This window comes from Pseudomonas sp. (assembly GCF_030683065.1).
Lineage (GTDB): Bacteria > Pseudomonadota > Gammaproteobacteria > Pseudomonadales > Pseudomonadaceae > Aquipseudomonas.
The window spans coordinates 133,938-153,155 of record NZ_JAUXMX010000029.1; the positions used below are offsets into that span (position 1 = coordinate 133,938).

Sequence of the window (19,218 nt, forward strand, 5' to 3'; positions counted from 1 at the left end):
TAGGTTATGGACTCTCGACTCTCGGCCGGTTTGCTCGGCAGCGTCAACACCAACAGCCCGCTGGACAGCGGCGCCTTCACCGACCTGAACCGGCTCAACCAGCTCAAGGTGGGTGGCGACAGCGAAAAGAACATTCGCAAGGTGGCGCAAGAGTTCGAGTCGCTGTTTCTCAATGAAATGCTCAAGGCCATGCGTTCGGCCAACGAAGTGTTCGCTGAAGGCAACTTCATGAACAGCAACGAGAGCAAGACCTACCAAGACATGCACGACCAGCAATTGTCGGTGACCCTGTCGAACAACCAGAACGGTATCGGCCTGGCCGACGTGCTGGTGCGGCAGATGTCGCAAATCAAGGACGCCGGCAGCCGGCCTAATCCCTTCGCCCAGGTCGATCAGCCGGTGCCGAGTGCGCCAAGCCAACCCTTGGCCAAGGTTGACGGCGGTCGTGACGATTCATCCCTGCTCAACCAGCGTCGCCTGTCGTTGCCGAGCAAGCTCGGCGATCGGATGATGGCGGGCATTGTGCCTACAGCCGGCGCGCCGGCTGATAGCCAGCCACTGGCGCAGAACGACTGGATCCCGGCCAAGGCGTTTGCCGCGCCTGCCGACAAGGCCCTGAGTCTGAATGGTACGGACGCCATCAGCGGTCGCCGCTTGGCCGAGGCTCTGGGCAAGACGGCCTTCACCTCGAAAGACGAATTTATCGCCGCCATGCTGCCTATGGCCGAACAGGCCGCCGAGAAAATCGGTGTCGATGCGCGCTACCTGGTAGCCCAGGCTGCGCTGGAAACCGGCTGGGGCAAGTCGATCATCCGCCAGCAAGACGGTACCAGCAGCCACAACCTGTTTGGCATCAAGAGCCACAACAGCTGGGATGGCGAGTCGGCGCGGGTAATGACCACCGAATACAAAGGCGGCCAGGCAGTCAAGGAGGCGGCATCCTTCCGCGCCTACGACTCCTACGCCCACAGCTTCGAAGACTACGTGAGCTTTTTGCAGAGCAACGGCCGCTACCAGAACGCACTAAGTTCCACCGCAAACCCCGAGCAGTTTGCCCGCGAGTTGCAGAAGGCCGGTTACGCCACCGACCCGCAGTACGCACGCAAGGTGGCGCAGATCGCCCGGCAGATGTCGACCTACCAAACCATCGCGTCCAGCGACAACGCGCTGATCCGGGGATGAACTGAGCCATGGCTGACCTACTGAGTATTGGCCTGTCCGGGTTGGCGGCGAACAAGACGTCGCTGGCAGTCACCGGGCATAACATTACCAACGTGAACACCCCGGGTTTCTCGCGCCAGGACACGGTGCAGGCCACGCGCAACCCTCAGTTCAGCGGTGCCGGCTATATCGGCTCGGGCACCACGTTGGTGGATGTTCGGCGCACGTATAGCGAGTTCCTCGGCACCCAGGTGCGTAGCAGCACCGCGCTGAGCTCCGACGTCGAGGCTTACAGAAGTCAGATCGAGCAGCTCGACTCGCTACTGGCCGGCACCACCACCGGCATTACGCCTTCGCTGCAGAAGTTCTTCTCGTCCCTGCAAACGGCCGCCGAAGACCCCGCCAACATCCCGGCGCGGCAATTGGTGCTGTCCGAGGCAGAAGGCCTGGCCCGGCGCTTCAATACCGTGTCCGACCGGATCAACGAGCAGAACGAGTTCATCAACAAGCAGATGGTCGCTGTCGGTGACCAGGTCAATCGCCTGGCCACCTCAATTGCCAGTTACAACGATGCAATCGCCAACGCCTCGGCCAACGGCCAGCAACCTAACGACCTGCTCGATGCGCGTGAAGAGGCCGTCCGCCAGCTGTCCACCTTTATTGGCGTGACCGTGGTGGCGCAGGATAACAACGCGCTCAACCTGTTCGTTGGCTCCGGCCAGCCGCTGGTGGTGGGCAGCACCACCAGCCGCCTGGAAATCGGGCCAGGGCAGGCCGACCCGACCCGTTTCGAGGTCAGCTTTGTCAGTGGCGGCTCGCGGCAGGGCATTACCTCCCTGATCACCGGTGGCGAAATGGGCGGACTGATTCGCTATCGCAGCGAGACCCTGGACCCAACCCTCAATTCACTGGGGCGACTGGCCCTGGCGGTCAGCGATCAAGTCAACACCCAGCTCGGTCAAGGCCTGGACCTGAAAGGCCAGGTGGGCACGGCGCTGTTCGGTGACTACAACGACACCGCGTTGGCCCAGCTGCGAGTACGGGCGTTCTCGACCAACACCAGCAACGTCCAGCCGGCGCTGAATATCACCGACACCAGCGTGCTCACCACCAGCGACTACCGCCTGGAATACGATGGCAACAATTACACCGCGCGGCGCTTGAGCGACGGTGAGGCGATGACCGTTAGCAATGCGGCCGGCGTGCTCAGTTTTGCCGATAGCAATGGGCGCGACCAAGGCTTTACCGTAACTCCAGGCGGCACGCCGGATACCGGGGATCGCTTCTTGTTACAGCCGACCCGGCGGGGCGCCACGACCATCAGTGCCCAGTTGGATCAGCCCGATCAGTTGGCGTTTGCTGCCCCAGTGCGCTCAGAGGCGAATTTACAGAACCGCGGTAATGCGGTGATCGGTCAGCCCTCCATCGATAACGTCCAGGATCCGCTGGTTCCGGCGGATCTGCAGGCGCTATCACCGCTGACTATGACCTATGCCGCGCCTGTCGCGCCTGCCACGGCTGGGACGCTGACCCTGAGTGCGCCGGGTGGCGTCACCTTTTCGCCGGCTATCTTGAGCATCACTCCGGGGCAGAGCAACACGCTGAGCTATACGGTCACATCTGGTGGCAGTACGATGGAAGTCTCGCAGGCCTTCAGCGGCCGCCCAGAAGCTGGCGACACTTTCACCCTGGGCTTCAACCAAAACGGCGTATCGGACAACCGCAACGCCTTGAAGATGGTCGATTTGCAGACCAAACAGACTGTAGGCGTGGACCCGACAGTGACGGGCATCAGCACCGGCGTCAGCTTTACCGACGGCTATGGCGACCTGGTCGAGCGGGTTGGTACCCTGACGGCGCAAGCCCGGCAGGACAGTGCCGCCACCGGTGCCATCCTCAAACAGGCGACCGACAACCGCGACTCGCTGTCCGCAGTCAACCTCGACGAAGAAGCCGCCAACCTGATCAAATTCGAGCAGTACTACAACGCTTCGGCACAGGTCATTCAAGTTGCACGCTCTTTGTTCGATACCCTGCTAAATACATTCAGATAACAGCGCGCCGCTAGCGGGCGCGCGCAGAACAATCCCCTCTCCCTCCGGGAGAGGGCTAGGGTGAGGGGCTGCTCGCGGCGGCCCGACTCCGGATTGCAACAAGAGGCTCAAGCATGCGCATCTCCACCATCCAGGCATTCAACAACGGAGTCGCCGGCATCCAGCGTAACTACGCCAATGCCACTCGTACCCAGGAGCAGATCAGTACCGGCAACCGCATCCTAACTCCGGCGGACGATCCGGTCGCCTCGGTGCGCCTGTTGCAGCTGGAGCAACAGCAAAACGTACTGACCCAGTACAAAGACAACCTAACTGCCGCGAACAACAGCCTGACCCAGGAAGAGGTCACCCTCAATTCGGTAAATACCGTGCTTCAGCGGGTACGCGAGTTGGCGGTGCAGGCGGGCAATGGCGCGCTCAGTACCGCCGATCTCCAGTCCATAGGTGCTGAGTTGGGCGAGCGTGAAAACGAACTGTTCGGTCTGATGAATACCCGCAATGCCCGCGGCGAATACCTGTTCGCCGGCTTTCAGGGCAAGACCCAACCCTTTGTCCGTGAGGGCGACGGCAGTTACAGCTACAAGGGTGATGAGGGGCAGCGCAAGTTGCAGGTGGCAAGTTCGCTGGAAGTGCCGATCAGTGACAACGGCAAGAAAATCTTCCAGAACGTCACCAATGCCGGGCGCCTGGAGGCTAATCCCCCGGCTCCTCCTTACACAGCCCCGGTCGGCTCCACCCTCAGCGTGTCCGCTCCATTGGTGCAGGACGAAGTGGCCTTCTCCGGGGCTCCACCGTTCCCGCCGGCCGGCATTGGCATCCGGTTTATTTCCGATAGCGATTATGTGGTCTATGACCAGGCCAGCCCGCCGACTTTCCCGGTGACCTTACCGGATGCCTTGGTGCTGCAGAGCGGCAGCGTCGACGATCAGTCCGATACCAGCGGCCAGTTGGTTTTTCGCGGGGTGAGCGTACAGTTCGACGGTTTGCCCGTGGGCGGCGAAAGCATCCTTATCACCGCCGACCCCACTCGGCAGAAGCAGGGCATCCTCGACACCATCGCCAATCTACGCACTAGCCTGGAAAACCCGGCAACCGGCTCGCAGGTAAACGATGCAGTGGCGGTGGCCCTGACCAACCTCGATCATGGCATGACCACGGTCGACAGCGTGCGCGGTGAAATCGGCGCGCGCCTGAATATCATCGAGTCCAGCCAGACCGATAACGAAGACGTCGCCCTGGTCAACAAGTCCGTGCAGGCCGAACTGCGTGAGCTGGACTACGCCGAGGCGCTGTCGCGGTTGTCCTTCCAGACCATCGTGCTGGAGGCATCGCAGCAGAGCTACGTAAAGATTGCCGGACTCAGCCTGTTCAACAAAATATAAAAGCCAACAAAACCCTTCGCCTTGGGCGGTATCGACACGTTTTTCGTTGTATGTGGCGGGCCCCGCAGGTGGGGCTGCGTAGGCTCGAACGAAGCGATAGCCTACGAAAGCGCTGCGATCCCGTAGGATGGGTTAGCCGCCACAGCGCTTCGATCAAGGCAGCGTTGTGCGTGCGGCGTAACCCATCACCTGCAGCGTGCCGGCTGAGGCCATGTTGGGTTACGCGGCGGTTGAAGGCCGGGCTTGATTCAGGATAAACGCTCGCCGGTAACCCAACCTACGGGCTGCGGATTTGCGTCCGAATTAGATCCGTAGACGGTTTGCGGGTTTGCGACCGAAGCCGACCCATAGGATGGGTTAGCCGCCACAGCGCTTCGATCAAGGCAGCGTTGCGCGTGCGGCGTAACCCATCACCTGCCGCGTACCGGCTGACGCTATGTTGGGTTACACGGCGGTTGAAGGCTGGGGTTGATTCAAGAGAAGCGTCCGCCGCTAACCCAACCTACGGGCTGCGGGCTTGCGACCGAAGCAGACCCGTAGGATGGGTTAGCCGCCCCAGTGCTTCGATCAAAGCAGCGTTGTGCGTGCGGCGTAACCCATCACCTGCGACAGGTGACACTCCCGCTTGGGTCGATCGATTGTTGCCTCTCACGGAAAATTTTTCGCTGAATAAGACAAAAACTCCTAAAGCATCCCGGCTTGGCGCCGATAAAGATTAGGAATGCGAAGTAACTGGGGTGCCTGAGCAAGGCCACCAACCAAGCTCGCACTACCCGGATACCTTTAGTACCAGCCCATTGGAGGCAAACACCATGGCCCTTACCGTCAATACCAACATTGCGTCGCTCAACACCCAGCGCAACCTGAATGGTTCTTCCAATGCGCTGGCGACCACCATGCAGCGTTTGTCCACTGGTTCGCGTATCAACAGCGCCAAGGACGATGCCGCCGGCCTGCAGATTTCCAACCGCATGACCAGCCAGATCAACGGCCTCGGCGTAGCGGTGCGCAACGCCAACGACGGCATCTCCCTGGCGCAAACCGCGGAAGGTGCTCTGCAGCAGTCGACCAACATCCTGCAGCGCATGCGTGACCTGTCCCTGCAATCGGCCAACGGCACCAACGATGCTACCGACCGCAAGGCGCTGCAAAAAGAAGTAAGCACCCTGCAGTCCGAACTCAACCGTATCGCCGATACCACCACCTTCGGCGGCCGTAAGGTACTGGACGGCTCCATGGCCAACGTGGACTTCCAGGTGGGCGCCAATGCGCGTGAAACCATCGGTGTGTCGATCAAGGCTTCGAGCGCCAAGGATATCGGCTCCTTTACCATCAAGTCGTCCGGTTCCCAGACAGGTAAAGCTGTGATCGGCACTGCTCTGGGTACTGCTCCTGTCAGCGGGTTGCCAGCTATTACCGCAGGCGCTTTGGTGATCACCGGTCCAGAAGGGCAAAAAGGCACCGCCGCAACCGTTGCTATCAACGGTTCTGCCCGCGATATTGCAGCCGCCATCAATGGAGTCACTACGGACACCGGGGTGAGTGCCACTGCTTCCACCAAGGCTCAGTTGAGTGATCTGGGGGAGAACGGCATTGTCAAATTCAACCTTAAAGGTTCGGGCAGCGAAGTTGCTATTGAGGCAACGATTGGTGATAAAACGGACTTGACGTCTTTGGCAAACGTTATCAATGCGCAGTCTGCTTCGACCGGTATTACGGCTGATGCGACCAAGGGTGATGGCAAACTGACCCTGACCAGCAAGGATGGCTACAATATTGAAATCAGTGATTTCAATATTAACGAGGGTGGTGGCACACCATTAACGAATGCGACTGTCGCAAAAGTGACGTCTTTTGACGAGAAGGGTGTGGCTGATACTGCAAATGCGATCACTTTGAGTGAGGTTGCTGCGTCTAACATAGACTCCGCGACGGTGGTGGGCAACTTCAGCATGTCGGCCCTCGGCGGTTTCAGTGTAACGGGTTCGGCGACTACTTATATTGCCACTGGCGATGTCAACTCCAAGCAGTCGGCTGTAAGCGCCATCAACATTGCCACTGTCGACGGTGCCCAGGATGCAATCGCTGTAATCGACGGCGCCCTGGCGCAGATCGACGAGGTACGCTCCGGTCTGGGTGCTGCGCAAAACCGTTTCGATAACACCATCAGCAACTTGCAGAGCGTTCAGGAAAACGTCTCCGCAGCCCGTGGTCGTATCCAGGACACCGACTATGCCGCCGAAACCGCGAATCTGAGCAAGAACCAGATTCTGCAGCAGGCCGGCACCGCGATCCTGGCCCAGGCCAATCAGTTGCCGCAGGCGGTTCTCAGCCTCCTCGGTTAAACTGACCAGCAAGGTCTGCAATAGACGGCGGGGGAAAGTGCTTGGCACTTTTCCCCGTTTTGCCATTGAGAGGTGATGAGATGGATATTGCACTTGGTAGTGCATTGCCGGTTGCCGCGGCTAAGGGGCGTACGGAACCTTTGGTGACAGTGGCGGAGACGCCCACGGTTGGGCAGGCTCGGGCACCAGTGTTGGCCTCCGTTGACGCCGAGGGCCAGGCGGGTCGTGAATCCCTGGAGCAGGCGGTGTCGAGCATCAAAGATTTTGTGCAGGCCATTCGCCGTGATCTGAATTTCAGCCTGGATGATTCCAGTGGCCGGGTAGTGATCAAAGTGACGGATAGCGTCTCCGGCGATGTGATTCGGCAGATGCCCTCTGAAGAGGCACTGCGCCTGGCCGAAAGTCTGGATGAGGTACGCAGCTTGTTGTTCAAGGCCGAGGCATAAGCGGCATGTTTCTTGATTGAGTTAGGGTCTTTCGTTGCAAGCGTCAACTCCATGACGAGGTGGTTAGCATGGCAGGTATAACGGGTATTGGTTCTGGCTTGGATATCGACAGCATCGTCGGTGCCATGGTCGGTGCGGAAAAGGCCCCGAAAGAGGCGCAACTGGCGCGTCTGGAAAAGGTCTCAACGACCAAATTTTCCGCCTTGGGGCAGCTCAAGGGTGCCTTGAGCGAATTCCAAACCGCCATGAAAGACCTTAATAATCTGGCACTGTTCGAGAAACGTACAGCTACGTCATCCAATACCAGCGTGCTCAGCGCATCCGCCGAAAAAACGGCACTGGCCGGCACTTACCAACTTGCTGTGCAAGCGTTGGCGACCAGCAGTCGGGTTGCGACCTCTGCCGTTCCCTCTGCCTACGTGGCTGCGGAAGATGGCGTGTTAACGGTCAAGCTGGGTGCCGCTGACACCGCTGGTGTTGATGTGGACATCGCTGCCGGCGACACCCTAGAGCAGATACGCGACAAGCTCAATGCAGCCCTCAAAGACAAAGGCATTAGTGCCAATATCGTTAATAACCCAGCTGATGGGGGCACTTCACGTTTAGTGTTGAGCGCCAAGGAAACGGGTGCTGACAAAGACATAATGATCAGTAGTGCCGCGTTCGCGGAGTTGGCCGTCGATGGCAGCGTTGCCGCGACCACTCTTGGTGGAGCTGGCTATCTGGGTTCCCCGGCTCAGGATGCAGTGTTCACCATCGATGGTTTGTCGCAAGCCAGTGCCAGCAACAGTGTTGCGGGTGTCATTCCGGGCGTAACGTTCAGCTTGTTGAGTGAGAGCGAGCCGGGCAAGTCGCTAACATTGTCTGTTGGGCAGGACGCCAGTGGCGTGACTGCCAATATCAAAAAATTTGTCAGTGCTTACAACAAACTGATCGCCACCACCAATGAGCTGACTAAGGTTACTTCGGTTGGTGACGGTAATGCTCCAGTTACTGGGGGGTTGGTGGGTGATGCCACCGTGCGAGCGTTGCTTGCCGGCGTGCGCAACGAGCTGGTAAACCCCTCGGGCCAGGATGGTGTTCGTGCATTGACTGATTTGGGTATAACAACCCAAAAAGACGGTACCCTGAAAGTAGACGATAGCAAGCTCAGCAAGGCGCTAGAGGAGAATTTTGACGCTGTAGGTGCTTTTTTCACTGGCGATAATGGCTTGATGAGTCGAGTTGATAAGCGTGTTGATGGTTATATTCAAACCGGCGGCGTGCTTGAATCGCGCATGGCAGGTCTGCAGTCAACAATTACGGATATTGATAAGCAGAGGGTAAACCTTGCTCGTCGCGTTGAGCAGATGCAGTCCCGCTTATATTCTCAGTTCAATGCAATGGACTCCTTGGTGGCTCAACTGTCAAACACCAGTAGTTGGTTAACAAGTGCCCTTGAAAATCTACCCGGCGTCGTGAGAAAGGACAGATAAATTTTGAGCAAGCCAATAGACACTTATAAAGCCGTTAAAGTCAGCCAGGAAGTCAGCCCTTACCATGCCGTGCAATTGTTGCTCGATGGCGCGCTGGAGCGTATTGCCCAGGCATTGCTGGCGCAAGCACAAGGTAACCCAGGTGTACGTGGCGAGGCCGTAGGCACCACGCTGTCGATCATCGGCATTCTGCAGGGCAGCCTGGACAAACAGCTCGGCGGCGAACTGGCAGAAAACCTCGATTCGTTGTACGACTACATGACCCGGCGCCTGGCCGGCGTAGCGTTGGACAAGACTGCGCAGAGCCTGGAAGAAGTGCAGGGCTTGCTGGTGCAGATACGTGATGCCTGGAGCGCGATCGGGCCTGAGGTCGAGCCCGCACTGTAGGATGCGCCGTGCCAGGCCTGCAATCGGTATGCGTGGTCGATCTGCGCGCTGTTTAACGATTTAAATCAATTGATTACGTTATTTCCACATAGCCCTAAAGCTGCTGCCGGAACTGCCGATACATGAAGTATTCCCGCATTAAACCGGAGTACATTCAGCATGAACGCGATGTCGGCCATGAAGCAGTATCAAAGCGTCAACACCCAGGCCCAGGCCGTAGACGCCAGCCCCCATCGGTTGATCCAGATGTTGATGGAAGGCGGTCTTACCCGTATCGCTCAGGCGCGTGGTGCCATGGAGCGCCAGCAGACGGCGATGAAGGGCGAGCTGATCGGCAAGGCTATCGGGATTGTCGGTGGCCTGCGTGCAGGCTTGGATTTGCAACAGGGTGGCGAGTTGGCAGCCAACCTCGATAGGTTGTATGAATACATGGTCTCCCGCCTGCTCGAGGCCAACGTAAAGAATGACGCCGCGCCGCTCGATGAAGTGGCAGGGCTGTTGCGTAATGTGAAGTCCGGCTGGGACGCGATCGGCCAGTGATAGCGGCCGGCGCTTTAAGGAGTACGTTAATGAGTTCATCTGTCCAGCGCTTGGAAAAGACGGGGAGCGCCTTGCGCGATGCCCTGGCTGCCCAGGATTGGGCGGCCATCGGCGAACTGGATTTACAGTGCCGCCAAGCCGTTGACGAAGCCATGGTTGAGACTGTGCAGGACGAAGATGTGCTGCGCGCGCGCATGCAGGAATTGCTGGATCTGTACCGCGAGCTGGTTGATGTCTGCCAGTCGGAGCAGTGGCGCCTAGCCGGCGAGCTCAAGCAACTTAACCAGGCCCAGCAAGGGGCCAAGGTTTACCAGCTGTTCGGTTGATGGGTTCGCGGGGCTGCTAGATTTCGTAGTGTTGTTACAGTTCGTAGGATGGCGCGGGCCGCGTAGGATTGAGCGCAGCGATATCCATCGAGCGATTTATGTCCACGGCTAACCCTTGGCAAAGGCGCTAGCCAGTAATCGGCACTTGATGGGTTACGCCGCACGCAAAACACGGTCTTGATCAGAGTTATCTGGCGGCTAACCCATCCTACGGGACTGGTGCGATATGTAGGATGTGCGGGCCGCGTAGGATGAGCGCAGCGATACCCATCGAGCGATTTATGCAAAGCGGATGTCCCCCTTCCTGCAAACCATCGCACAGTCAATTGGTCAGGCAAATCAAAAAAAGCACGCCATAAAATTGACTATTCGCGCGGAATTGACTTTACTAGCGGCCAATTGCCAGCGTAATTGTCATATTCGACAAAGTACGCTTCTGTTCGCCCCCAGGATCAAATCAAAATTATGTGGCGTGAAACGAAAATTCTGCTGATTGATGATGACAGCGAGCGTCGTCGTGATTTGACGGTGATCCTGAATTTCCTGGGTGAAGACCATCTCGCGTGTGGTAGCCACGACTGGAAGGATGCGGTCGCTGAGCTGGCCTCCAGCCGAGAGGTGCTCAGCCTGGTGCTTGGTGACGTACAGGCCAAGGGCGGTGTCCTTGAAATGCTCAAGCAAACGGGTGGCTGGGACGAGTTTTTGCCGACCCTGCTGATTAACGAGCATGCGCCTGCCGAGTGGCCAGAAGAGTCACGCCGCCGCGTGCTTGCGACTCTGGAGATGCCGCTTAGCTACAACAAATTGCTGGATTCCCTGCACCGTGCGCAGGTCTATCGCGAGATGTACGACCAGGCGCGCGAGCGCGGTCGGCAGCGTGAGCCGAACCTGTTCCGCAGCCTGGTAGGCACCAGTCGTGCGATTCAGCAGGTGCGGCAAATGATGCAGCAGGTAGCCGATACCGAGGCCAGCGTGCTGATCCTTGGCGAGTCGGGCACCGGTAAAGAGGTGGTCGCGCGCAACCTGCACTATCACTCCAAGCGTCGCGATGGACCGTTCGTGCCGATCAACTGTGGCGCGATCCCCGCGGAGTTGCTGGAAAGCGAACTGTTTGGCCATGAGAAGGGCGCCTTTACCGGGGCGATCACCAGCCGCGCCGGGCGTTTCGAGTTGGCCAATGGCGGCACTCTGTTTCTCGATGAAATTGGCGACATGCCCCTGTCGATGCAGGTCAAGCTGCTGCGTGTGCTGCAAGAGCGTACGTATGAGCGGGTCGGCGGCAACAAGACGCAAAATGCAGACGTGCGCATCATCGCGGCGACGCACAAGAACCTGGAAGAGATGATTGAGGCGGGCAGTTTTCGTGAGGATCTCTACTACCGCTTGAATGTATTCCCCATCGAGATGGCGCCGCTGCGCGAGCGTATCGAAGATATCCCTCTGTTGATGAACGAGCTGATCTCGCGCATGGAGCACGAGAAGCGCGGCTCGATTCGCTTCAACTCCGCGGCGATCATGTCGCTGTGTCGCCACGACTGGGCGGGTAACGTGCGCGAGCTGGCCAACCTGGTCGAGCGCATGGCGATCATGCATCCCTATGGGGTGATCGGCGTGGGTGAGCTGCCGAAGAAATTCCGCCATGTCGACGACGAAGACGAGGCGTTGACCACCAGCCTGCGTGAAGACCTGGAAGAGCGTGCGGCCATCATCGCCGGGCTGCCGGGGGTTAATACGCCGGCCATGCTGCCAGCCGAAGGCCTCGACCTGAAAGATTATCTGGGCAATCTCGAGCAAGGCTTGATCCAGCAGGCGCTCGATGACGCCGGCGGTGTGGTTGCCCGAGCCGCAGAGCGCTTGCGCATTCGCCGCACCACCCTGGTCGAGAAAATGCGCAAGTACGGCATGAGCCGCCGCGAGGACGAGCTGCTGGAAGACTGATGCCGTAGGGCCGGCCACAGTCCGTTGGGTTAGCGGCGACGCATTATCGTGCGTATCGCCGCAGTCTTGTCGCGGCGTAACCCGACAAGGGTCTTGAGCGTGCTGCCGCTGTGTTGGGTTTCGTGGCGCTCTGCCAGCAGGTACAGGCAGAGATCGCTCGATGGGTATCGCTTCGCTCAACACATCCTACGAACTTCGACCTGCGCAGCCCGGCCATCCAGCAAAACCTCGGAACGCCGCCCGACCCCTCCCACAAGATCCGAGAGTGCGCAGTCCGTAGGTTGGGTTAGCGGCGTGCACCTTTCCTGAATCAAACTCAGCCTTGAACCGCCGCGTAACCCAACATGGCGTCAGCCGGCACGCCGCAGCTGATGGGTTACGCCGCACGCAAAACGCGGCCTTGATCAAAGCTCTGTGGCGGCTAACCCATCCTACGGGTCTGCTCAGCCGGGATGCTTGCAGTGCCTGTAAGGCCGATCGCGGCTAAAACGGAACGCTGCCCGACCCCTTCCGCAACAGCTGAGAGTGCGCAGTCCGTAGGTTGGGTTAGCGGCGGGCGCCTATCCTGAATCAAACTCTGCCTTGAATCGCCGCGTAATCCAACATGGCGTCAGCCGATACGCCGCAGCTGATGGGTTACGCCGCACGCAAAACGCGGCCTTGATCAAAGCTCTGTTGCGGCTAACCCATCCTACGGGTCTGGATGTTGCCCTCGCCACGGTTTGCGGCCAAGGCCCCTCCTACGGCGCTGCTCTTGTGGGAGGGGACTTGTCCGCGACTGGATATTCCAGGCTGGCGTCAGCCAGCGCTCAGCGAGTCAGGGTCTTGGCGCTGCTGGGTTCAATACAGCCGGGGCTTTGACGTTTTTTGCTGGCTTGTTTTTCAAGTCATTGAAAGTAAAAGAATTATTTTTAGGCACGGGTATTGCTAACTCTCTGCTAACTGACTGTCTTATGACGGCTCGCCAGGCGAGAGAAAATGATGAAGCCCAACGCTCAACCCACCCCACATGCTGAACTCGAGCCTGCCGCCCCGCAGGAGCTGACCAATCGCGCGAGCCTGGAGCAGGCTTTTGCGCGGTTCAACCAGATGTCGACTCAGTTCAGCGAGTCTTACAGCATGCTGGAGGATCGGGTTGCCGAGTTGAAGGGGCAGTTGGCCCTGGTCAGCGCCCAGCGCATGCAGGAGCTGGCCGAGAAGGAACGCCTGGCCTACCGCCTGCAAAGCCTGCTGGATCTGCTGCCGGGTGGGGTGATCGTGATTGACGGGCAGGGCGTGGTGCGTGAAGCCAATCCGGTGGCGCGCAGTCTGCTCGGTTTGCCGCTGCTCGGCATGCTCTGGCGGCAGATCATTGCGCGCAACTTCGCCCCGCGTGAGGACGATGGCCACGAGATTTCCCTGAAAGACGGTCGGCGCCTGTCGATTGCCACTCGTTCGTTGCAAGGCGAGCCGGGTCAGTTGGTGCTGCTCACCGACCTGACAGAAACCCGGCGCCTGCAGGATCAACTGGCGCGGCACGAGCGTTTGTCCGCGCTGGGGCGCATGGTCGCCTCCCTGGCGCATCAGATTCGTACGCCGTTGTCGGCGGCATTGCTGTATGCCAGCCATTTGACCGAGCAGGTGTTGCCGGTCGAGCAGCAGCAGCGCTTTGCCGGGCGTTTGAAAGAGCGGCTGCATGAGCTGGAGCATCAGGTCCGCGACATGCTGATCTTCGCCCGTGGCGATCTGCCGCTGCCGGATCGCCTGACGCCCAAGGCATTGTTCGAGGCGCTGCAGGCGGCAGCTGAGCCCCATGTGCGCGGCATGAACGTGCGCTGGCAATGCGACAGCCGTGACGGCGAGTTGCTGTGCAACCGCGACACCCTGGTCGGCACCGTGCTGAATCTGATCGAAAATTCGATTCAGGCTGCCGGCCGCGAGGTGCGCTTGAAGATTCACCTGTACCAGCGCGGCAACAGCCTGCGCCTGTCTGTCAGCGACAGCGGTCCGGGCATTGATCGCGTCACCCTGGCGCGCCTGGGCGAACCTTTCTTTACCACCAAGACCACCGGTACCGGCCTCGGCCTGGCCGTGGTCAAGGCAGTGGCGCGCGCCCACCAGGGCGAACTGCAGATGCGCTCGCGGATTGCGCGCGGTACCTGTGCCTTATTGATTTTGCCGTTGATTCCCGCGGCACAACCCTTGATTCAGGAGTAGCACCATGGCTGCCAAAGTTCTGCTGGTCGAAGACGACCGCTCCCTGCGCGAAGCCCTGGCCGATACCCTGGCGCTGGGTGGTCACGATTACCGTGCGGTGGATTGTGCCGAGGCGGCGCTGGTGGCCTTGACCCAGGAGCCCTTTGGCCTGGTGATCAGTGACGTAAATATGCCGGGCATGGACGGTCACCAGCTGTTGGCTCTGATTCGTCAGCGCCAGCCGCAACTGCCGGTGCTGCTGATGACTGCTTTCGCGGCGGTCGAGCGTGCGGTGGATGCGATACGCCAGGGTGCGGCAGATTATCTGGTCAAGCCGTTCGAACCGAAAACCCTGCTGGCGCTGGTTGATCGCCACGCCCTGGGGCGCGTGCTGGCGACTGAGCACGACGGTCCGGTGGCGCTGGAGCCGGCCAGCGTGCAATTGCTTGAGCTGGCGACGCGGGTTGCGCAGAGCGATTCGACGGTGTTGATCACCGGCGAGTCGGGCACCGGCAAGGAGGTGTTGGCGCGGTTCATTCACCAGCAGTCGCCACGGGCAGCAAAACCGTTCATTGCGATCAACTGTGCGGCGATCCCCGACAACATGCTCGAAGCCACCCTGTTCGGTCATGAAAAGGGTTCCTTCACGGGCGCCATTGCCAGCGCGCCGGGCAAGTTCGAGCTGGCCGAGGGCGGCACTATTCTGCTCGATGAGATTTCTGAAATGCCGCAAGGCTTGCAGGCCAAGTTGTTGCGCGTGCTGCAGGAGCGTGAAGTGGAACGGGTCGGTGGGCGCAAGCCGATCAGCCTGGACATTCGCGTGCTGGCCACCAGTAACCGCGACCTGGCTGGCGAGGTGGCGGCGGGGCGCTTCCGGGAAGATCTTTACTATCGCCTGTCGGTGTTCCCGCTGGCCTGGCAGCCGTTGCGCGAGCGGCCGGCTGATATTTTGCCGCTGGCGGAGCGGCTGCTGGCCAAGCACGTCAAAAAAATGAAGCACACGCCTATTCGTCTGTCGCCGCAGGCGCAGGCGAGTCTGGTGGGCCATGCCTGGCCGGGCAATGTGCGTGAGCTGGATAACGCCATTCAGCGCGCGCTGATCTTGCAGCAGGGCGGTTTGATCCAGCCGCAGGATCTGTGCCTGACGGCGACGGTTGGCAGTCTTGCGCCTGCGCCTAGGCCGTTGCTGGCGGTGGTGCCGGCGAGCATGCCGGTGGCGCCGGAAGTTGTTGCGGCCGAGGCGGGCGCCCTGGGTGAAGACCTGCGCCGGCATGAGTTCCAGATGATCATCGATATCCTGCGTGCCGAGCGTGGGCGGCGCAAAGAAGCCGCCGAGCGCCTGGGCATCAGCCCGCGCACCCTGCGTTACAAGCTGGCGCAGATGCGCGATGCCGGTATGGATGTGGAGGCGTATTTGTTTGCCAGTTAGCGCTGGCAGCCACAAGCGGCCAGTAAGAGTCGAAACCAGGCCGTGACAGCGTTATGCCGTATCCGCCGGTGTGGGCCGTTCGTAGCCGGATAAGCGCCAGCGTAATTCGGGAATGCGCCGTGCCTGCTGGCGCGGTGTTGGGTTACGCGGCGGGCTGGCTTTGAGGTGTGCTTGAGATCGGCGTACGCCGCTAACCCAACCTACGGATTTGGCCGGAATCCGGGAATGCGCCGTGCCTGCTGGCGTGGTGTTGGGTTACGCGGCGGGCTGTGCTCAACACCAACCTACAGACGTATACGGCTTAAAGCGTGTAGCTGCAGCTATCTGGCATCTTTGTTGCAAACTCCCTTGGCAAGAGCCGCGTAGTGTCAAAAAACCGCGGCCAGCGGAGGTAGGTCATGAGCCAGGGTATTGAATTCAATCGCTTGATGCTGGAAATGCGTTCCATGCAGACCGAGGCGATGGCGCGGCAGAAGCCGATCGCCAGTGCTCCAGAAGTCGGTGCGCCGAGTTTCTCGGACATGCTTGGCCAGGCGGTGAACAAGGTCAGCGAAACCCAGAAGGCCTCCAATCAGCTGGCTACGGCTTTTGAAATGGGCAAGAGTGGCGTGGACTTGAGCGATGTAATGATCGCCTCACAGAAAGCCAGTGTGTCTTTCCAGGCCATGACCCAGGTTCGCAACAAGCTGGTTCAGGCGTATCAAGACATCATGCAGATGCCGGTTTAAGGGTAGGTTCTAAATCATGGCCGACGCACTCGCCACAAACGTTCCTGCCACCACTGCTGGCAATGATTCGGGCAAGCCGCTATTCGGCTTGGCGTTTCTGGAAAATCTCTCGGATATGTCGATGCTGCGCCAGCTGGGCCTGCTGGTCGGGCTAGCTGCCAGCGTGGCGATTGGTTTTGCCGTGGTGCTCTGGTCGCAGCAGCCGGATTATCGTCCGTTGTATGGCAGCCTGGAGGGGATGGATGCATCCCAGGTCATGCAGACCCTTAGCGCCGCTGACATCAGCTATACCGTCGAACCCAATTCAGGCGCCTTGCTGGTCAAGGCCAGCGACCTGGCGCGGGCGCGCATGCGCCTGGCTGCTGCCGGTGTGGCGCCGAGCGACAACACCATAGGTTTCGAAATTCTCGACAAAGAGCAGGGCCTCGGCACCAGCCAATTCATGGAGGCCACCCGCTATCGCCGTGGTCTGGAAGGCGAATTGGCGCGCACCGTGTCCAGCCTCAACAACGTCAAGGCCGCGCGGGTACACCTGGCCATTCCGAAGAGTTCGGTGTTCGTGCGTGACGAGCGCAAGCCCAGTGCCTCGGTGCTGGTCGAGTTGTATTCCGGTCGCGGCCTGGACCCGAGCCAGGTGATGGCGATTATCAATCTGGTGGCCACCAGCGTGCCCGAGCTGGACAAGTCACAGGTCACGGTGGTCGACCAGAAAGGCAACCTGCTGTCCGATCAACAGGAGATGTCCGCGCTGAGCATGGCCGGTAAGCAGTTCGACTACAGCCGGCGGATGGAGGGCATGCTCACTCAGCGTGTGCACAATATTCTGCAACCGGTGCTCGGTGCCGGGCGCTATAAGGCCGAAGTGTCGGCCGATGTCGACTTCAGCGCGGTCGAGTCGACCTCGGAAATGTTCAACCCCGATCAGCCTGCGCTGCGCAGCGAGCAGCAAGTCAACGAACAGCGCACCAGCGGCATGTCGCCACAGGGTGTGCCCGGTGCGCTGGCCAATCAGCCGCCAGGCGCGGCGGCAGCGCCTGAACAAGCGGGTGGTGCTGGCGCAGCAGGCGGAGCGATTGCCGCGGGCCAACCGCTGGTGGATATCAATGGTCAGCAGGTTATGGACCCCGTGACCGGTCAGCCGATGCTGGCACCTTTCCCGGCAGACAAGCGCGAGCAGTCGACGCGCAACTTCGAGCTGGATCGTTCGATCAGCTACACCAAGCAGCAGCAGGGCCGTCTGCGCCGTTTGTCAGTGGCGGTGGTGGTCGACGATCAGTTCAAGGTGGATGCGGCAACTGGCGAAACCAGCCGTGCACCCTGGACTGTCGACGAACTGGCGCGCTTCACTCGCCTGGTGCAGGATTCGGTCGGCTTCGACGCCAGCCGCGGCGATAGCGTGAGCGTGATCAATACCCCGTTCACTGCGGTTCTGGGCGAAGAAATCATCGAGATTCCGTTCTATACCCAGCCCTGGTTCTGGGACGTGGTCAAGCAAGTGCTCGGCGTGCTGTTCATCTTGGTGCTGGTCTTCGGCGTGTTGCGCCCGGTGTTGAACAACATCACCAACGGTGGTAAAGGGCGGGAGCTTTCGGCTGGCGGTCGCAATGGCGATGTCGATCTGGGTGAAATGGGTGGCCTGGACGGCGAGCTGGCGGCCGACCGGGTCAGCCTCGGTGGCTCGCAAAGCATCCTCCTGCCCAGCCCGAGCGAAGGGTATGATGCACAGCTGAATGCAATCAAGAGCCTGGTCGCGGAAGACCCGGGTCGGGTCGCCCAGGTGGTCAAAGAGTGGATCAATGCCGATGAGTGAAAACCGAACAGCTGCCAAGTTGAGTAAGGTCGAGAAGGCCGCGATTCTCTTGCTTTCACTCGGCGAAACCGATGCCGCGCAGGTGCTGCGCCATCTCGGGCCGAAGGAAGTGCAGCGGGTCGGCGTAGCCATGGCCGGCATGCGCAACGTGCACCGCGAGCAGGTCGAGCATGTGATGGGCGAGTTCGTCGAGATCGTCGGCGACCAGACCAGTCTGGGTGTGGGCGCCGACGGTTATATCCGCAAGATGCTGACTCAGGCGTTGGGCGAAGACAAAGCCGGCAACCTGATCGACCGTATTCTGCTCGGCGGCAGCACCAGCGGCCTGGACAGCCTGAAGTGGATGGAGCCGCGCGCGGTGGCCGACGTGATTCGCTACGAGCACCCGCAAATTCAGGCCATCGTGGTCGCCTACCTCGATCCCGATCAGGCCGGTGAGGTGCTTGGTCACTTCGATCACAAGGTGCGGCTGGATATCGTTTTGCGTGTGTCCTCGTTGAATACCGTGCAGCCAGCGGCACTCAAGGAGCTCAACCTGATTCTCGAGAAGCAATTCTCCGGCAGCTCCAGCAGCACTCGCGCCACCATGGGCGGTGTCAAGCGCGCCGCCGACATCATGAACTACCTCGACAGCTCGGTCGAAGGCCAGCTTATGGACTCGATCCGCGAGGTCGACGAAGACCTGTCGTCGCAGATCGAAGACCTGATGTTTGTCTTCGACAACCTCGCTGAGGTCGACGACCGCGGTATCCAGGCGTTGATGCGCGAGATTTCTTCCGATGTGCTGGTGCTGGCCCTTAAGGGGGCGGACGAGGCGATCAAGGAAAAGGTCTTCAAGAACATGTCCAAGCGTGCCGCCGAGTTGCTGCGCGACGATCTGGAAGCCAAGGGCCCGGTGCGGGTCAGCGACGTGGAAACGGCGCAGAAGGAAATTCTCACCATTGCCCGGCGTATGGCCGAAGCTGGGGAAATTGTCCTCGGTGGCAAGGGTGGCGAAGAAATGGTTTAACCGGAGAAGATCG

Annotated in this window: 15 protein-coding genes; all 15 read left to right on the forward strand. The window is 59.9% G+C overall.

Annotated elements, in window-relative coordinates; all coding sequences use genetic code 11:
* The first annotated feature begins 6 nt into the window (after positions 1-6).
* Positions 7-1,182 (forward strand): flagellar assembly peptidoglycan hydrolase FlgJ, encoded by a 1,176-nt coding sequence (gene flgJ / locus Q8K09_RS07510; protein ID WP_305254341.1) that lies wholly within the window; start codon positions 7-9, stop codon positions 1,180-1,182.
* 8 nt (positions 1,183-1,190) lie between these two features.
* Positions 1,191-3,215 carry a flagellar hook-associated protein FlgK gene (gene flgK / locus Q8K09_RS07515; RefSeq protein WP_305254342.1) on the forward strand — a complete coding sequence of 675 codons (2,025 nt, stop codon included), beginning with the start codon at positions 1,191-1,193 and terminating at the stop codon, positions 3,213-3,215.
* 113 nt (positions 3,216-3,328) lie between these two features.
* Positions 3,329-4,597 (forward strand): flagellar hook-associated protein FlgL, encoded by a 1,269-nt coding sequence (gene flgL, locus Q8K09_RS07520; RefSeq protein ID WP_305254343.1) that lies wholly within the window; start codon positions 3,329-3,331, stop codon positions 4,595-4,597.
* Positions 4,598-5,409: 812 nt separating this feature from the next.
* Entirely contained in the window at positions 5,410-6,942 is a 1,533-nt protein-coding gene (locus Q8K09_RS07525) for a flagellin (protein ID WP_305254344.1), read from the forward strand.
* A gap of 80 nt (positions 6,943-7,022) precedes the next feature.
* The gene (locus Q8K09_RS07530) at positions 7,023-7,388 is read left to right on the forward strand and encodes a flagellar protein FlaG (RefSeq protein WP_305254345.1); all 366 of its coding nucleotides are present in this window, start codon (positions 7,023-7,025) and stop codon (positions 7,386-7,388) included.
* A 68-nt stretch (positions 7,389-7,456) separates the two neighbouring features.
* Complete coding sequence (gene fliD / locus Q8K09_RS07535; protein ID WP_305254346.1) at positions 7,457-8,863, forward strand: flagellar filament capping protein FliD; 1,407 nt, start codon at positions 7,457-7,459, stop codon at positions 8,861-8,863.
* 3 nt (positions 8,864-8,866) lie between these two features.
* Positions 8,867-9,250 (forward strand): flagellar export chaperone FliS, encoded by a 384-nt coding sequence (gene fliS / locus Q8K09_RS07540; RefSeq protein WP_305254347.1) that lies wholly within the window; start codon positions 8,867-8,869, stop codon positions 9,248-9,250.
* A gap of 159 nt (positions 9,251-9,409) precedes the next feature.
* Entirely contained in the window at positions 9,410-9,790 is a 381-nt protein-coding gene (fliS, locus tag Q8K09_RS07545) for a flagellar export chaperone FliS (protein WP_305254348.1), read from the forward strand.
* A 29-nt stretch (positions 9,791-9,819) separates the two neighbouring features.
* Entirely contained in the window at positions 9,820-10,116 is a 297-nt protein-coding gene (locus Q8K09_RS07550) for a flagellar protein FliT (RefSeq protein ID WP_305254349.1), read from the forward strand.
* Positions 10,117-10,581: 465 nt separating this feature from the next.
* Complete coding sequence (locus tag Q8K09_RS07555) at positions 10,582-12,054, forward strand: sigma-54 dependent transcriptional regulator (RefSeq protein ID WP_305254350.1); 1,473 nt, start codon at positions 10,582-10,584, stop codon at positions 12,052-12,054.
* A 981-nt stretch (positions 12,055-13,035) separates the two neighbouring features.
* Complete coding sequence (locus Q8K09_RS07560; RefSeq protein WP_305254404.1) at positions 13,036-14,250, forward strand: PAS domain-containing sensor histidine kinase; 1,215 nt, start codon at positions 13,036-13,038, stop codon at positions 14,248-14,250.
* 4 nt (positions 14,251-14,254) lie between these two features.
* Positions 14,255-15,658, forward strand: coding sequence for a sigma-54 dependent transcriptional regulator (locus Q8K09_RS07565; RefSeq protein WP_305254351.1), 1,404 nt, complete (start codon positions 14,255-14,257; stop codon positions 15,656-15,658).
* A 398-nt stretch (positions 15,659-16,056) separates the two neighbouring features.
* A complete protein-coding gene (gene fliE, locus Q8K09_RS07570) occupies positions 16,057-16,386 on the forward strand; it encodes a flagellar hook-basal body complex protein FliE (protein WP_305254352.1) in 330 nt (109 codons plus the stop codon).
* A gap of 16 nt (positions 16,387-16,402) precedes the next feature.
* Positions 16,403-18,196: a flagellar basal-body MS-ring/collar protein FliF gene (gene fliF, locus Q8K09_RS07575; protein ID WP_305254353.1), complete on the forward strand. Its 1,794-nt coding sequence runs from the start codon at positions 16,403-16,405 to the stop codon at positions 18,194-18,196.
* Complete coding sequence (gene fliG, locus Q8K09_RS07580; RefSeq protein ID WP_305254354.1) at positions 18,189-19,205, forward strand: flagellar motor switch protein FliG; 1,017 nt, start codon at positions 18,189-18,191, stop codon at positions 19,203-19,205. Before fliF ends, fliG begins: the two co-directional genes overlap by 8 nt.
* Positions 19,206-19,218 lie beyond the last annotated feature (13 nt).